General features: G+C 38.8%; 18 protein-coding genes. 10 read left to right on the forward strand and 8 right to left on the reverse strand.

What is annotated here, in order from left to right:
- Nucleotides 1–10: 10 nt before the first annotated feature.
- From ACW0TQ_RS04620 to ACW0TQ_RS04630, 3 genes are read right to left on the reverse strand one after another with little or no spacing between them, the layout of a single operon-like run.
- Entirely contained in the window at nucleotides 11–250 is a 240-nt protein-coding gene (locus tag ACW0TQ_RS04620) for an MDR/zinc-dependent alcohol dehydrogenase-like family protein (RefSeq protein WP_052485066.1), read from the reverse strand.
- Nucleotides 251–272: 22 nt separating this feature from the next.
- Nucleotides 273–488, reverse strand: coding sequence for a zinc-binding dehydrogenase (locus ACW0TQ_RS04625; protein WP_368900694.1), 216 nt, complete (start codon nucleotides 486–488; stop codon nucleotides 273–275).
- Nucleotides 489–506: 18 nt separating this feature from the next.
- A complete protein-coding gene (locus ACW0TQ_RS04630) occupies nucleotides 507–1,412 on the reverse strand; it encodes a DMT family transporter (RefSeq protein ID WP_256706256.1) in 906 nt (301 codons plus the stop codon).
- Between the two features lie 150 nt (nucleotides 1,413–1,562).
- Here ACW0TQ_RS04630 and ACW0TQ_RS04635 point away from each other — a divergent pair, with 150 nt between their 5' ends.
- The 6 genes from ACW0TQ_RS04635 (at nucleotide 1,563) to ACW0TQ_RS04660 (ending at nucleotide 7,331) form a co-directional block, all read left to right on the forward strand.
- Nucleotides 1,563–2,888 (forward strand): aminotransferase-like domain-containing protein, encoded by a 1,326-nt coding sequence (locus ACW0TQ_RS04635; RefSeq protein ID WP_193062126.1) that lies wholly within the window; start codon nucleotides 1,563–1,565, stop codon nucleotides 2,886–2,888.
- Nucleotides 2,889–2,991: 103 nt separating this feature from the next.
- The gene (locus ACW0TQ_RS04640) at nucleotides 2,992–3,576 is read left to right on the forward strand and encodes a nitroreductase family protein (RefSeq protein WP_368900693.1); all 585 of its coding nucleotides are present in this window, start codon (nucleotides 2,992–2,994) and stop codon (nucleotides 3,574–3,576) included.
- Nucleotides 3,577–3,702: 126 nt separating this feature from the next.
- A complete protein-coding gene (locus tag ACW0TQ_RS04645) occupies nucleotides 3,703–4,056 on the forward strand; it encodes an MmcQ/YjbR family DNA-binding protein (RefSeq protein WP_244882398.1) in 354 nt (117 codons plus the stop codon).
- A gap of 141 nt (nucleotides 4,057–4,197) precedes the next feature.
- The gene (locus ACW0TQ_RS04650) at nucleotides 4,198–4,677 is read left to right on the forward strand and encodes a metal-dependent hydrolase (protein WP_042533996.1); all 480 of its coding nucleotides are present in this window, start codon (nucleotides 4,198–4,200) and stop codon (nucleotides 4,675–4,677) included.
- Between the two features lie 49 nt (nucleotides 4,678–4,726).
- Nucleotides 4,727–5,131: a GNAT family N-acetyltransferase gene (locus ACW0TQ_RS04655; protein ID WP_042536250.1), complete on the forward strand. Its 405-nt coding sequence runs from the start codon at nucleotides 4,727–4,729 to the stop codon at nucleotides 5,129–5,131.
- 136 nt (nucleotides 5,132–5,267) lie between these two features.
- Entirely contained in the window at nucleotides 5,268–7,331 is a 2,064-nt protein-coding gene (locus ACW0TQ_RS04660) for a catalase (protein WP_455725384.1), read from the forward strand.
- Between the two features lie 195 nt (nucleotides 7,332–7,526).
- Here ACW0TQ_RS04660 and ACW0TQ_RS04665 read toward each other — a convergent pair whose 3' ends face one another.
- Both ACW0TQ_RS04665 and ACW0TQ_RS04670 read right to left on the reverse strand, forming a co-directional pair.
- Nucleotides 7,527–8,141 (reverse strand): PadR family transcriptional regulator, encoded by a 615-nt coding sequence (locus ACW0TQ_RS04665; protein WP_193062128.1) that lies wholly within the window; start codon nucleotides 8,139–8,141, stop codon nucleotides 7,527–7,529.
- A 16-nt stretch (nucleotides 8,142–8,157) separates the two neighbouring features.
- Nucleotides 8,158–8,538 (reverse strand): hypothetical protein, encoded by a 381-nt coding sequence (locus ACW0TQ_RS04670; protein WP_042534001.1) that lies wholly within the window; start codon nucleotides 8,536–8,538, stop codon nucleotides 8,158–8,160.
- A gap of 270 nt (nucleotides 8,539–8,808) precedes the next feature.
- Between ACW0TQ_RS04670 and ACW0TQ_RS04675 the strand changes: the two genes are divergently transcribed.
- The gene (locus ACW0TQ_RS04675) at nucleotides 8,809–9,747 is read left to right on the forward strand and encodes an NADP-dependent oxidoreductase (protein ID WP_193062129.1); all 939 of its coding nucleotides are present in this window, start codon (nucleotides 8,809–8,811) and stop codon (nucleotides 9,745–9,747) included.
- Nucleotides 9,748–9,845: 98 nt separating this feature from the next.
- Here the strand turns inward: ACW0TQ_RS04675 and ACW0TQ_RS04680 are convergent, their stop codons facing one another.
- Both ACW0TQ_RS04680 and ACW0TQ_RS04685 read right to left on the reverse strand, forming a co-directional pair.
- The gene (locus ACW0TQ_RS04680; RefSeq protein WP_455725385.1) at nucleotides 9,846–10,718 is read right to left on the reverse strand and encodes a DUF3307 domain-containing protein; all 873 of its coding nucleotides are present in this window, start codon (nucleotides 10,716–10,718) and stop codon (nucleotides 9,846–9,848) included.
- Nucleotides 10,715–11,491 carry a hypothetical protein gene (locus ACW0TQ_RS04685; protein ID WP_256706262.1) on the reverse strand — a complete coding sequence of 259 codons (777 nt, stop codon included), beginning with the start codon at nucleotides 11,489–11,491 and terminating at the stop codon, nucleotides 10,715–10,717. Before ACW0TQ_RS04685 ends, ACW0TQ_RS04680 begins: the two co-directional genes overlap by 4 nt.
- Nucleotides 11,492–11,960: 469 nt before the next feature.
- On the opposite strand from ACW0TQ_RS04685, the gene ACW0TQ_RS04690 reads away from it, so the two are divergent.
- On the forward strand, nucleotides 11,961–13,511 hold the full coding sequence (locus ACW0TQ_RS04690) for a multicopper oxidase family protein (RefSeq protein WP_455725386.1): 1,551 nt from the start codon (nucleotides 11,961–11,963) through the stop codon (nucleotides 13,509–13,511).
- Between the two features lie 289 nt (nucleotides 13,512–13,800).
- On the opposite strand, the gene ACW0TQ_RS04695 is transcribed toward ACW0TQ_RS04690, so the two are convergent.
- Nucleotides 13,801–14,676, reverse strand: coding sequence for a LysR family transcriptional regulator (locus ACW0TQ_RS04695; RefSeq protein ID WP_193062132.1), 876 nt, complete (start codon nucleotides 14,674–14,676; stop codon nucleotides 13,801–13,803).
- A 250-nt stretch (nucleotides 14,677–14,926) separates the two neighbouring features.
- Here ACW0TQ_RS04695 and ACW0TQ_RS04700 point away from each other — a divergent pair, with 250 nt between their 5' ends.
- Nucleotides 14,927–15,517, forward strand: a complete 591-nt coding sequence (locus ACW0TQ_RS04700) for an ankyrin repeat domain-containing protein (protein WP_256706314.1) — start codon at nucleotides 14,927–14,929, stop codon at nucleotides 15,515–15,517.
- Nucleotides 15,518–15,553: 36 nt separating this feature from the next.
- Nucleotides 15,554–15,949, forward strand: a complete 396-nt coding sequence (locus ACW0TQ_RS04705) for a nucleoside deaminase (protein ID WP_193062133.1) — start codon at nucleotides 15,554–15,556, stop codon at nucleotides 15,947–15,949.
- Nucleotides 15,950–15,956 lie beyond the last annotated feature (7 nt).

A 15,956-nucleotide genomic window follows, 5' to 3' on the forward strand; every position in this document is an offset into this window, starting at 1 on the left:
CTCGGCTTTTTTATTCCATTTCCAAGCCTATATTGCCAAATTGATTCCCGGATTTCATTCTCTCCAATGCATGTTCGATTTCAATAAGCGGATAAACGCTATCAGCACCGGTTTTATGTTGTGATGCGTTATACTGTTCGAATTCTTCCTTACTTTCCATAGAAGTTCCTAAGATATTAAATTGCGGGTAAAAGAGGGAGGGTAAAGAAAGGTCAATACTGTCTCCGGAGCTCGCTCCAAAATTAACCAAATTTCCATCTGGCTTTAAGACATCAATGTATTTTCGGGAAGAGTGCCGGCCCAATACTATCTAATATGATATCGAATTTTTCATCTTTCATTTTAGCTGTCCAATCCCTGTCTGTTTTTAAAAGATAATCCGCTCCGAGATCTCCAGCTTTACGCAGCTTCTCTTCATCTCTTGAAGTGATGCTCACCTTTGCTCCGATACAAACTAGATGATATAAAGAAAAATAGCATTTATTCATAAAAACTGATTTTATTGATTAACTTACCTTAGAATGTCTTGATTTCTTTTTTGCATTAACCAAAATAACGCCAAAAATAATCACCGCTGCGCCGATAATATGGTAATAATGAAAAGGCTCGTTTAAAATCAGTACTCCAGACAGGATGGTAATTAACGTAGCCACATTATTAAACACACTTACTTGAATAACCGGCAATTTGGACACAGCATAAATAGACAATAAAGACGTTCCAAATGTAGACAGGACACCCAAAAATAAAATTGATAATAAATATGGAATTTCTGTCAGGGAATCGATATACTCGCCGGCAGAACCGCCGTTTATGAAGTAGATGACATTAAAGAACAGAAAACCAATGAACATGATATATATCGTAATTTGAATTGGTGCGATAGATTTTGTTGCACTTCTGGACATTACCTGCCAAATCGCTGTTGCAAGAATAGATACGATAATCAGCAGGTTGCCAAGCAGATGAAAATCATAGCCTCCCGAGCTGTTCATCAGCTGCAGGAAAACGACTCCGGTAATGCTAAAAACGATTCCTAATCCTTGTACTATTCGGACCTGTTCCTTCAAAAATACACTTGCTAAGAGAACAGTTATGGCCGGAGCAATCGCCTGAATGATTCCTGCTTCCGTAACCGTTGTTTGATCAAGACCAAGTATTTGACTGCTGAAAAATATAATCGGGTAGAACAAGGAAATAATAATCACAATCATGATTTCCTTCCGATTCAACCGTAAATGGATTGGTTTTATGACAAGAAATAAAAGCAATCCCAAAAAAGCAAATGTAAATCGCTGCGCCAATATAAGTAATTGCCCTTCATACGTCAAAGAAATTTTCACAAACATAAAGGACAATCCAATAATAATGGAAAAAGTGACTGCTGCCAGTAATGCATTATTTTTTTTCATGACTTCCTCCTCCTTCTATTCCAGAGTATAGAAAGAATGTCTAAACGGAAGCAATTCTTTTTTTAGGTGTATCGATACAAACAAGATAAAGGAAAATACAATTGAAATAGATTCATGGTAATCTGTTTGTAGAGGGGAAAGGGGCTGCTTATGAAGAAATATCAATTCGTAGCTGATAAAATCTTAAAACGTATAGAGGAAGGAATATATATAGATAGACTGCCGACGGTACGTAAATTAATGGAAGCCTTTGGAGTAAGTCAAGTGACGGTAACGCAGGCGCTTAAATATCTAGTTGAGAACAATAGAATATATGCCAAGCCTAATGTCGGTTATTATATTATTTCCAGAAAAGAAAAAGCTGCTGCTTTTAACGGGGTATATGATTTTTCAACTGCTTCCACTTCCTGGACGGACTTTCCATTGGACAGCTATTCGCAATGCTTGGAAGCTGCTATCCAAAATGAAAAAACAGAATTATTTACGTATGGTGCAACGACCGGCAATGAGGAGTTGAAAACCTTATTTCAGAAGCTGTTGATGGAGGACCAGATATTCACAAAAAAAGAGCAGATTATGATTACAAGCGGTACACAGCAGGCTTTGCATATTCTTGCTTTAATCATGCTGACTAGAAAGGAATCCATTCTAATTGAACAGCCCACCTATCATCAGGTCATCAATCTTATAGAACGCCTTCAGTTAGATTATGTCACATGCTGCCGAGGGCTGGATAAAATAGATTTGCAGGAATTAGAGAAAACGATTAAAATCAAGCGTCCAAGCTATGTTTATTTAATGCCGCGCCTGCATAATCCGCTTGGTACAACCATGAATGAACAGGAAAAAAAGCTGCTGTTGGAATTAGCAGAGAAATATGATTTTTATATGATTGAAGATGATTACCTGGGAGATTTTGAAGGGGACAACAGTTATAAAACACTCTACGAAATGGATAATGATCAACGTGTTATTTACTTAAAAAGTTTTTCTAAAATCATGTTTCCAGGGCAGCGGTTAGGTATTACTGTCGTGCCAGAGAAATTAATCGAGCCCTTTCGGAGTTTTAAAGAAATTATTGATATCCATACCAATTCTTTGAGCCAGGTTATTATGCAGACATTTATGGAGAGTGGTCTATATGCACACCATAAAGACAAAATCGTCTCCAAACATCAGCAGAAAGCAGAGATACTGCGGCATGCATTAAATACCTTTTTATCCGGGTATGCATTTAATGACAATCATCAAATGCATACCGTAATCAAGCTGCCAAAACAGATAAATATACAGAAACTTCATGAAGCATTAGCGAAACGTCATGTTTTAGTCGATGACTATAAAACAAATTATATAGCTGATTATAAGCAGAAACATAAATTCTTAAAGTTGAATACAACGAGTATTCAAGAAGGAAGAATCCATGAAGGTGTTCAATTAATCCATGAAGCAATAGAAAGCAGCAAATATCTCTAAAGCAAGAGGCGTCTGTATCGATACAGGCTTTACATATTTTTAAACAAAGGGAGGTCACTTCTATCATAATGAAACGTAACAAATAAGATAGGAGTGATTTTCAATGGAATCAGAATATATTTTAAAATGGATGCAAGAGCGAAAAAGCGTCCGAAGCTTTACAGAGCAGGAGGTAGATACGAATCTGGTAGCTAATATTATCGATCATGTCCATTTGGCTCCGAGCGGATTCAATGCACAGCCTTGGCGATTTGTTATTGTGAAAGACAAAACCATGATTCAAAAGCTCTACCGATATTCCGCTTATCAAAAGCAATTAGATACTGCCTCCTGTGTCATCGTGCTATACAGTAATCTGATGGATGTGCGGGAGAAAGCAGATGATGTCCTTCATCCGGAAATGAATTTGGAAAAGAAGAAAAGTGACAAGGAAGCTCTTTTAGAAACGCTGGATATGGCTCCTGAGGTGCTGCAATCGCAAGGGTATATTGCGCTTGGGTATTTGCTGTTAGCGCTCACCGCTTACGGTATATCCAGCGTTCCGATGCTGGGTTTTGATCTGGAAAAGGTAAAAGCATTATTGGAGATAGAGGGGAATATTCTTTCTGTGGTTGCAGCAGGATATGGAGCTGACGAGGGGCATAGTCACCACCGTCTGACTTTGGGAAAAATTGTTCGTATATATTAGAGGTAGCAGGATATCATGGTATTTTTAAGCTTCTGTGTGCAGCATCCTATTTAACAAACCTGTATCTGCTGATAAAATGAAGAAAAGCAATTTACCCGTTTAATTTATCAGATGAAGGTGATTTTAGTGAGCAGAGATGCAGTTATACATTATGCAAAAAGAAAATACGATACAGAGCCAGATTATCCTTGGGCTAAATTTTCTAATTACGCTGTGCTTCGGCATAAGGAAAACAGCAAATGGTTTGGGTTGCTGATGGATGTGAACAAAGAGAAATTAAATATAGAAGGAGAAGGGACTGCAGCCGTTTTAAATGTCAAATGCGACCCGGAATTGGCATCGATTTTAAGAAAAGAAAATGGAATACTGCCAGCTTACCATATGAACAAAGAACATTGGATCAGCATTCTGCTGGACGGTTCTATTTCAGAAGAGGAAATATTTGAACTTTTAGATGCCAGTTATCATTTAACCATGTAGACAAATCATGACTGCAGCAGACAATAATGTTTGCTGCATTTTTGAATAAAAGGAAATTAATTGAAAGAAACGTATGTTCTTTTTCTTAGGATAGTGTTATGATAAGATAACGCAATTTACAAATGAAGGAGAAAAAAGAGCATGACAGGAAAAACACATATTATGGCTGGAATCACAGCGACGACAGCCATCGTCGCCATCACAGATGCATATCAGCCCGAATGGTTCATTGCAGCAGGCGCAGCAGGGGGCTTGCTTCCGGATATTTGCCATAGCGGCAGCAAAATCGGACGGAGGTTTCCAGCGGTTTCGAAAGTAGTTAATACCCTCTTTGGTCATCGAACCTTTACACATAGTTTATTATTCTTAGCGCTGGTGGCGTTTATTTTATCTAAGTTCATCAGTAATCCGTCGATCACCATGGGGATTTTAGCTGGTATGGTTACGCATTTTATACTAGATGCTGCGACAAAGCAGGGAATCAAGCTGCTGTACCCTGCAAAGATTACGATTCGTTTTCCATTCGCTGCAACAACTGGCGGAAAAGCGGAAGGGGTTGTTTTACTGGCGTTGACAGTAGTTACGCTATTTTACGCCAACAGTATACTGGCATTTTTCTAAGCATGTGTTTTTGACCAGCTTCACAGCAGGCAAGGAGGTTATCATGGAAATTCAAATTTCAAAAATACAGAAAGAACAAGCATGGGAGCTTAGGCATGAAGTCATGTGGCCGAATGAGGATTTCAACTACATAAAGTTAAAGGATGATGCTTCGGGTATTCATTTGGGACTTTTTAAAGATAATATACTGATTTCCATTGTTACGCTGTTTATAGACAAAGAGGAAGCTCAATTTAGAAAATTTGCGACGCTGATATCAGAACAGGGAAAAGGGTATGGAAGCAGATTGTTAGAGTCCGTATTTGAGGAAGCGAAAAAACATGATGTGAAAAGAATTTGGTGTAATGCCAGAAAGAATAAGAGCCATTTTTATCGGAAGTTTGGTCTCCAGGAAACAGATAGAAGTTTTATGAAAAATGGGGAGGCCTACGTTATCATGGAGAAATTTCTGTAGTCCTCCAATAAATGAAAGAAGCCGTCTGTGCAGCACAGACGGCTTCTTTCATTGTGGAAGCTCGGACGTCTTCCCGACTAATTATGGTGCATGGTGTATTAAAGTTGTTCCAGTCATACACAGAAAGAAACCTTCAATGAATACTTTTCATTTTTTTGCTAAAAATAAATTCTATTACCATAAGGAACAGCAATTAGAACCATCTATTCGGGATACCCGTAATCAAGAGATGATTTCTAATGAAGGGAAAAAGATCGTGGATGATGAAAATTCACTGACTGCCGGAGACCGCGGCCCGACTCTGATTGAAGACTTTCTTGCCAGAGAAAAGATAGCGCATTTTGATCGAGAGAGAGTACCGGAACGGGTCGTGCACGCTCGAGGAACAGGTGCTTATGGAGAATTTGAACTGTATCAATCTATGAGTGAAGTGACTATGGCAGATTTCTTACAGGATCCTTCCAAAAAAACACCGTTATTTGTACGTTTTTCACAAGTAATCGGTTCACGGGGCTGTAATGAAACCGTTCGCGATGTACGAGGTTTTTCTATTAAATTCTACACAGATGATGGAAACTTTGATATTGTGGCCATCAATTTCCCCATTTTCTTCATCCAAGATGCGATTAAATTCCCTGATTTGATTCACTCTGTCAAACCGGAGCCTGATAATGAATATCCTCAAGGGCAGACGGCACACGATACATTTTGGGACTTTATGGGAAGTAATCCGGAGACGACTCATATGGCGATGTGGATTATGTCTGACCGGGCTATTCCAAAGAATTTTCGTACCATGGAAGGCTTTGGCGTTCATACGTATCTTTTTGTAAACAAAGAGGGAGTTGCTCATTTTATCAAATTTCATGTCAAGCCTGTCCTGGGTGTTCATCCATTGATTTGGGACGAAGCACAAAAACTTGGCGAGGATGCCGATTTTCATCGAAGAGACCTTTGGGCAAATATCAAAATGGGCAATTATCCGGAATATGAACTTGCTGTACAGATTATCAGTGAAGATCAGGAGTTTATGTTTGATTTCGATATTTTAGACCCGACAAAGTTTTGGCCGGAGGAGGAAGTCCCGCTTCAAAAAATAGGAAAAATAACGTTAAACAAAACGGTCGATAATGCTTTTTCGGAAACAGAACAAAGTGCGTTTCACCCAGGGAATATTGTTCGGGGAATGGATTACTCCAATGATCCGCTGCTGCAAGGGCGATTATTTTCGTATACAGATACACAGCAGGTGCGAATAGGCGCAAATTATCAACAGCTTCCTATCAACAAGCCGGTTTGTCCGGTTTTTAACAATCAGCGGGATGGAAACTCGCGTCATGTGATTGACCGAGGAAAAGTATCTTATCATAAAAACATATTAGCGGATAATACACCATCAGAAGTTCCGCCAGACAAGGGAGGCTTTGTTACGTATCCTTCCACCGTAGAAGGGTTGAAGCAGCGTAAAACAGCGGATTCTTTTAAAGATCACTATACGCAGGCAAGGATTTTCTGGAACAGCATGACACCTGTAGAGCGGGAGCATATTATTGGAGCGTATAGCTTTGAGCTGGGAAGATGTCTTCATGTACCTGTGCGTCAGCAGATGGTGGACCGCTTGGCAAGGGTCAGCAAAGAGCTTGCAGAGGCTGTTGCGTCAAATGTTGGTGTTACTGTACCAGACGTAGAAGAGTCAACTGCTACGAAATCATCGCCGGCTGTAAGCTTAATGAATACCAATTTTGTGGCGAATACACTGAAAGTAGCTGTTTTTCTGGCAGAAGGTTTTCCGGGTAAGGAAGTGGATGCTTTGCTCAAGCAATGGAAGAAGGCCGGGATGCATCCCGTTATTGTCAGCAATAAGCTCGGTGAAGTAAAGAGCAGCGAGGGAATGACGTTTGATGTAGACCAAAACTTTCTGACAGGATCTCCGTTAAGCTATGAGGGTGCATATCTTGTTGGCGGTACCGGAGTCAATGACTATTTTCATCATCAAGCCCGTACCTTTATTATGAATATGTACAATCATTTCAAGCCGATAGGTGCTAGAGAAGAGAGTGCTCATTTATTGAAGGAAATGGGTATTGAAGGACAGCCTGGAGTCGTGATGGATATCGATTCGCAATTCGGACAGAAGTTTATTGATGCGATGGCGAAGCAGCGTTTTTGGGAGCGTCCGAGTTTCCTTTATAATATGTAAGGTAAAATAAGAAAAACATCAAATTACGATAAAGTGAGTAATTTGATGTTTTTTTTATTTGGGATTTCATTCTGTGTAAGGTTTATGAACGTTTCTTTCTGAAAAGAAATTATTCTGCATTTCTTAAGAAAAGCGGGGAAGGGAAGCTTTTTATTGAATAATAATTATCGCCATGCAATGGAATAATGTTCCGCTTTATTGTCCCTTGTCATTCTCCATCCTTTCTGCCTTTAATTTTGATTGGAAATTCCTAAACCAGTCGATTTCAAATTTAATTTTCTCTATACCTAAATCCAGCGTTGCATATTGGAAATAGGCAATTGATTTTACTCCCTCTTCCGTCATAAATTCTGTTGCACCGCCAGCTTCTTTTAAATTATTTATATAGTCACGGCTGAAATTATTTCTCTGATCAATCGTTATGTTAATAGCTTCCAAGCGATGTAATTCTTTTTCTAATTCTTCCAGATAGCTGTTGATAAACGCTTCGTGCTCTGAATGATCTGCGAACCCTTGAAAGAAAAATTTACTTAATTCCATATTTTTTTCCTTGTATAACATAGGTGTTGATATATTTTCTCTAAAATGTTTTACTCCAGCTTCTGTAATATAATATGTTTTTTTGTTTACACTCCCCTCTATGTGTTCTTCAAAAGTAATCCATTCCTTTTTCAATAATTTTTTGATTCCTGCTTGAATACTGCCTGTGCTGTCGCTGCTGACATTAGATAAGGTTTGTTTGATAGATTGCCTTAACTCATAAATCGTTGAACCTCGAATCATCAGAAAGCCTAAAATAATAGTATCCATCGTAATCCATTCTCCTTTAGTTAAAAAATGCTGTAATAAAAAAACACATAGATGACAAGAAAGACAAAGGGGTCATAACATACTTTTCCTTTTTGCTGGAAGATATGATGTTCATCCCTGTATTCAATAATAAATAAAATCCAAAGAAAATACATAATCCTCTTTCGATAGAAAAAGGGAAATCTATTATAATTATCCCGCCAACGTCAAGTATCGTTATAATTGCAATCATTTGGATGACCAGCGAGATTCCGCTTATTATTCGCATTTTTATAGGTAAGATCCTGAATTTACCTCCTAAAGTAAATTCACCTAATGGCAACCCTAAAGTTACCAGCAGCGTAAAAAGTGCAATGAACCCAAAAATAAACGCACCTAGGAATGAAAAAGAAAGCATCACAGTTCCTCCTTGGTCAGCTTTTAAAGCTGACGTTACTATTAGTAATATTACTAATAGTAACATTAATTATAACCATTGTCAGCATTTTTTAAATAATAATGAAATGAATTAACTGGAGTAAAAAATCAAGAGAGAATAGATAATATAATAATTTCCAATCTTCCTCAAGTATGGGATTATCAAGTGAATTGCTATTAATTGTTAAAAAGAAATTCGTTTGATACTATTAAAAATGCAACAGAAAAATATGCGCTGGAGGTTTTGATTATGAAAGCAATTATTATCGAACAATACGGCGATGCAAATCAGCTAAAGGAAAAAGACGATATTCCCGTACCAGAAATAAAAGATAACCAGGTATTAGTAGAAATGCACGCTACGTCCATTAATCCGATTGACTGGAAGCTGCGTGAAGGTTACCTGCAAGAAGGGGTGCCTTTTGAATTTCCAATTATTTTAGGATGGGACGCGGCAGGTGTCATCAAACAAGTCGGTAAAAATGTAACCTCTTTTCAAGTGGGTGACGAGATATTTGCTCGACCGGCCCTTACACCAAATGGCACGTATGCTGCCTATACAGCGGTTGATGAAAAACTGCTGGCGATGAAACCAAAAAATATCAGCTTTGAAGAAGCGGCAGCGGTTCCGCTTGCAGGTCTTACTGCCTGGCAATGTCTTGTGAACTTCTCTGAAATAAAAAAAGGCGATAGAGTGTTGATTCATGCCGGTTCCGGCGGTGTTGGCAGCATGGCCATTCAGATTGCTAAAAGCTTCGATGCCTATGTAGCTTCGACTGCCAGCGGTAAAAATGAGACGTTTTTAAAAGAATTAGGTGTCGATCAATTCATTAATTATAAAGAGGAAGACTTTGAAGATGTTCTTCAAGATTATGATATTGTCGTGGATACGCTGGGCGGTGAAATCCTGAATAAAAGCTTCCATGTATTAAAGGAAGGCGGACGGCTCGTTTCCATTGCAGGACAGCCAGATGAAAAGTTAGCCAAACAAAAAGGAGTCAAGGCAGGATTCTTATGGCTTGAGCCAGATGGAGGAGAACTGTCTGAATTAGGGAAGCTGATGGAGGATGGGAAATTAAAACCGTATATTGGACATACTTTCCCGCTTATCGAGAACGGATTGAAGGAAGCGCATCGATTGAGCGAAACCCATCATGCGAAAGGAAAGATTGTGATTCAAATTAAGTAAGTACGGTGATTCACCAAAAATCAGGCTGCTGAGCAATATTCAGCAGCCTGATTTTTTTGCTGGAGGAAAGGGGGCAATCTAGTGAAAGTCCTTATCGCTTACATAAGAACTCCTTGTACAACAAGTCCAAGCACCAACCCTAGAAAAATAGAAGACAGCGTACCCAACAAGAAATATTCTGCCCAGTTCCGGTCGTTTAACTGCTTAAATCGGGCAATCGACTTGGCGGCAATGATAAATGCAATCGACTGATATGCGCCTGCTGCTGTTAATAGTATCACCAGCAATCTTTCCAGATAGCCGATAAGCTTGCCGCGCGAACGAAGCGGGGTAGAGTAAGTGAAATAATGATATTCCTCTGTAAAACGATTGTCTGTGCTCGGTTGGATTTTTTCCTTTCCGGCAGCTATTTGGTTTTTCAACGTCAGTTCACCTTCAAAATTAGCAAATTCGGATGGTAATGAACCAATGATAAATTTTACAATATGCCCGCTGACACTTGTCGCCAAAATATAAATGATGACAAAAAATAATGCTGTGTTGAGCAGAGTTAAACTGCTTGACCCATTCAGGTTTAAAAGACTTGCTGTCATCTCTGCAATTGTCATATGAAAGAATAGGAAACAGGTCAGGAGTATCATCATAACGTGTAAGACCTGATCTGCTAAAAAATATCCGAGTTTCTTCATATTATCCGTCGGGCTTTTGGGAAGGGAATCTACAAATTTTATTTTTAATAAATCAATCAAAAGGTGTGTGATTATAATAAAAGCTAAAGGTGAAATAAAATAGGAAATGACATGCTGAAACTCATATTGATAGCCCCATATTACCGCAAGTACAATACTTGTTGTCAGCAGGTGGTGAAGGATGTGTTTTTTTAAATGCTTGATTTTATGTTTCACCATCTGGTCAGATTGCAGCCAAAAATCAGCAATCAAATGTGCGAGAACAAGCAATAATATTGTCATGATAATCTCCTTTCCTCAGGGAAATAATCAGATAGATGTGTGATGATATGATGGTTAATATTTGTTTGCAGCTTATCTGTTAGACGATGGTTATCTTGTGCACCTAATGAATCCAGCACCTTTACAATATTATCAAAAGCATGCAAGATGATTTGCGTTTTGCCCTGTTTCATATGGTGGGATATGGTAGCTGTTGTTCTTTTAAGGTGTTCGCTTACCTTTTTTTGTTGACCGAGTATGAGATATAACGAACAGACGAGAGATTGTATGTCAGTTTGTTCGTTGATTTGTCCCTGCTTCAGCATTAAATTCGTATTAATCAAGATTTCGAACTGCTTGCTAAAAACCGTGAAGTCTTGTTCATTTGATGAAGCAGGCAACGCAAAACGAAACAGCAATCTATCCGGCTGTTTTTTCAGATGATTATTAGCGTTCCTTGCTTGTTTCATCAATGGATGAATCCATGTCTCTATATTTATATCCCTTACATCCTCTTTAATCGTTCCGAATGACAGGCCAAAATAAGGCGGATGATCAGTAAATTTCCAGATGCGGCTGATATAAAAAGCAAGAGTATATGCTGTTGCATAGCCGTTGCTCACAAGTACCAATTCATCTCCGGCGCGGTGACTGATTTGTGTTCCAGCTGTATTTTTGGTCCATAGAGAAATACTTTCTTTTAATTGTCCCAGGTAATCACTTAATGCCTTCCCGATATTTTCTTTTGACGAATTACTTATATCCATAATGAAGATGGAAACTTCCGTTGACATGAATAAAACAGCTCCTTCCTTATTCATCTCAGAGAATAGTTTGATTATATCATCGAATATATCAAAAGTTAGATGAAATAGTCAAACTTTGTGGAAGTTAGATGATTTAGTCTAATATAATTTGAAATATAAAAAAGCATACCATGACACACCAAACAATAAACAAATCATGTAAAGCTTATCCAAGTCATTTTTTCATAAATGACGCATTTTGTATCACCCTAATTACTTTAGTATACTGTACATCAGTTTTGCACTTTTTTGCTTCTAGTCACATTTACTATTACGAAAGGATGTTTAAAAAGTCCAATAAAAATGCCACAGCGAATTTCTGCGTTGACAGGATTTTTCCAATACTCACGTATTCAAAACATACGCTCCGTTCGTAAAAATCTCATCGCCTTGAATTTCTTGGTCCTATTTATCGTACTTTTTGAACACGCATTATAAAGAAATGGGGTGAATACGAATGCGCCGTAAGCTAGAAAAATTTGTGGATCCGCTTCCTAATCTACAGCCTCTAAAGCCTGATAAAAAAACAGGGGACGGGGTTCACTATGAAATCACGATGAAGCAATTCAAGCGTAAGCTGCATCGTGATTTACCAGCAACCACTTTATGGGGGTATAACGGTCAGTTCCCCGGCCCGATGATTGAGGCAAATCGGGATGAACCGGTTCACGTGGCATGGCTTAACCAATTGCCGAATAAGCATCTGCTTCCAGTTGATGTATCGATTCATGGCCTTGAACAGCTCCCCATCGTACGCACGGTGGTACATTTACATGGTATCGAAACAAAAGCTGACAGCGATGGACATCCGGAAGCATGGTACACAAATAACTTCCAAGAAACCGGACCTGTTTTTTCAAGAGAAACATTTACGTATCCGAATCATCAGCGCGGAAGCCTGCTTTGGTATCATGATCACGCTATGGGAATTACGCGGCTGAATGTATATGCAGGGCTGGCAGGGATGTATATTCTTCGGGATGAGCACGAGAAATCATTGAACCTGCCTGCTGGGGACTATGAAATTCCGCTTATGATTACAGACCGAAGCTTGAACGCAGATGGTTCCTTATTTTACCCATCACAGCCTGATGATGCAGCAAAAAACCTGCCAAATCCGTCTATTCTGCCTGCATACAATGGAGATACAATAATCGTTAATGGAAAGGCATGGCCGTTCTTAGAGGTGGAACCAAGAAAATATCGGTTCCGGATTTTAAATGCTTCCAATACAAGGTCCTACCAGTTACAGCTTGATTCTAATATAAACTTTCAACAAATCGGTTCGGACGGCGGGCTGATCAGGCATCCCGTTGAAATCGAAAAAATCGGTTTTCAGCCGGCAGAACGAATCGATGTCATTATTGATTTTTCAAAAGCAGCTGGTCAGTCCATTCTATTAAAAAATGACTTAGGACCAGACGCTGATCCAAACGATGACACTGGAGATATCATGCAGTTCCGTGTTACAAAGTCATTGAAAAATAAAGATAGAAGCCATTTGCCACAAACTTTATCTGTTATTCCTTCATTAAAGCAAAATGATATTTCTGGTATTCGTTATTTAAAATTAGTTGGATCTGCTGATGAATTTGATCGTCCTTTATTACTTCTCAACAACAAGCACTGGCATGATCCAATCACGGAAAATCCGCAGCTAGGGACAACAGAGATTTGGGCTTTTACAAACACAACCAACTTCTCTCATCCAATTCACATTCATCTTGTCCAATTTCAGGTGCTGGAGCATCAGCCTTTCGATCTGGAGCAATATAATCAAGATGGCAAAATCATATTTACCGGACCGCCTGAGGCCCCCGCAGCAAATCACCGCGGCTGGAAAGATACCATTGAGGTTCCTGCTGCAACCATTACCAGAGTCATCGCTAAATTCGCTCCATATAGCGGAGAGTTTGTGTGGCACTGTCATATTTTAGAGCATGAGGATTATGATATGATGCGGCCTTATATGGTGGCAGATGATGACAAAAATAATACTAAATTTTAATTATATAGACGAAAAGGGTTTGAGTTGAGGGATAGCAGAAGCAGACCATGAAATAGAAAAAAGCATGAATGAGATAGATAGCCTCCAGTATAAAAACTAAAAACACCTGCTAAAAGCGTATATAAAATTAACGGCTTTTAGCAGGTGTTTTTATGAACTATATACAAAATTTAAAATAAAGCTGTGTATAGAGCTTGGATATATTCCGTAGGGGATAAAAGACAATTAAACAAAATCAAACAGAAAAGTATGAACCAAACCCATATAAAATACTGTGAAAGAGAGGAACTTATCCTTTTTGGAGCAACTCTATAAAATTTTGAGCAGATTTAGACAAGCTATGATCTTTGAGCCATATCAACCCGACTGGTCCATTTAACTCCATCGCACTTGATATCCGATAAGCATCTACAGGGTACCCGCGATATCGTTTCAGCAGAGTTTCCGGAACAATAGATGCGGCGAATCCAGACGCAACTAAATCCATTAAAAGGCTAATGTCAGAGCACTCCCCTATCTTATTAGGGTGCAGTTTAAATCGAGAAAATGCCTCTAAAATCAAATAGTGCACACCTAATCCCTCTGTGCTTGGAAACAGGAGAGGATAATGCTGGATTTCAGCAAGTGATACTTCTTTATCAAATGATGTCTGCTCCTCAGACGTAATGAAATAAAAAGGATCGTTATAGAGATGGAGAACAGAAAAATCGTCCAAATCTAACGGCATTCGGATAATTGCCAGTTCCACAATTCTGTCCCTGACTAATTGGCAAAGATGGGAGGATTCATTTTGTTGGATTTTATATGTGATTTTTGGGAATTCCTTTTGAAATTGTTCAAGTATATGTGGCAATTCGCTAACGGAAAATGTGTTAACACCAATAGTGAGTTTCCCATTTACCCCTTTGCCAACCTCTTTTACCTCTGTTTCGGTTTCTTCCATCCATTGAGTTATTTGCAGCGCATTTGTATACAGAGCTTTCCCTGCTTCTGTCATTTCTAAAAATTTACCGCTTCTTTCGACTAATGTGGCACCGAGTTCTTCTTCCATAGCTTTTAATTGTTGACTTAAGGGTGGTTGGGACATATGAAGTCTTTTAGCGGCGGCAGAAATTTTCCTTTCTTCTACAATAGCAATAAAATAGCGCAGCTGCCTAATATCCATCGTAAACATCCTTTCTACTTTAATCGCAGAGAACCGTCTGCAAAGCTCTACCTATAATGAAGTTTCATTTTATATATTAAAAAAATAAGTAAATATAATTAAATTAATATTTTTCATATAGCTACCTCCATGATAACATATTTATATAGGGGTAAAGGTTATGATAAAGCTGAAATATTTTTATCGCAGGGCAGCTGCCAAAACAGGGGAAGGTTTTTCAACACAGAAAGAAAAGAAGGAGGAAACCAATTTGGAACAAAAGTTAATTTCAGCAGCAGAAGAAGGAAATACAGAAACGGTTTTAAAATTAATAGAAGCTGGAGCAGATATTGATGCAACAGATGAACACGGTGTAACCGCAGTAATGGCTGCGACGCAAAAATATCATACAGATACTGTCAAGGCGCTTATCGAACAAGGAGCAGATATAAATATCCGCAATAGCAACCAGGATAATGTGCTTCTATATGCTGGAGCTGAAGGATTCCTTGAAATCGTGAAGCTTGCTGTTGGAGCAGGAGCAGATACATCATTAACAAACCGGTTCGGCGGAACGGCGCTTATTCCCGCTTCAGAGCGCGGGCATGTTGATGTGGTAGAGGAGCTTTTAATGAACTCTGACACAGACGTAAACCATATAAACAATTTACAATGGACTGCATTATTGGAAGCGATTATTTTAGGAAACGGCGGGGAAAATCATCAGAAGATAGTAAAGCTATTAATAGACCATGGTGCTGACATCCATATTGGTGATAAAGATGGCATTACTCCTTTAGAACATGCAGAGCGCCTTGATTTTAAAGAAATTGAACGTATTTTGAAAGAATCTCAAGCATAATTGGTAAAACGAAACATCATAAAGGAGAGGACCAACATGTCGAACAAAGAATGGATGAAACAAGCAGTCAAATTAGCGAATGAAAATGAACAAAAGCATCAGGGAGCCCCATTTGGAGCAGTGGTTGTCAAAGATGGAAAAGTAATTGGGTCTGGTGTGAATGAAGTAACAGCAACGAACGATCCGACTACGCATGCGGAAATTCAAGCTGTTCGTGAAGCCTGTCAAACGTTAAATACAACGAATCTTAAAGGGTGTGAGATATACGCCAGTACAGAGCCATGTCCAATGTGTTTAAGTACGATTTATTATACGCAAGTAGATACCGTGTATTTTTCTAACCCCAGCAACCCTGATCAAGACTATATATACAATCAGCTTTCCTTATCACATGATGAAAGGGATATTCACATGATTCATTTAAAAGAATGACTAAATA

It is taken from the genome of Oceanobacillus sp. M60, from assembly GCF_053839645.1.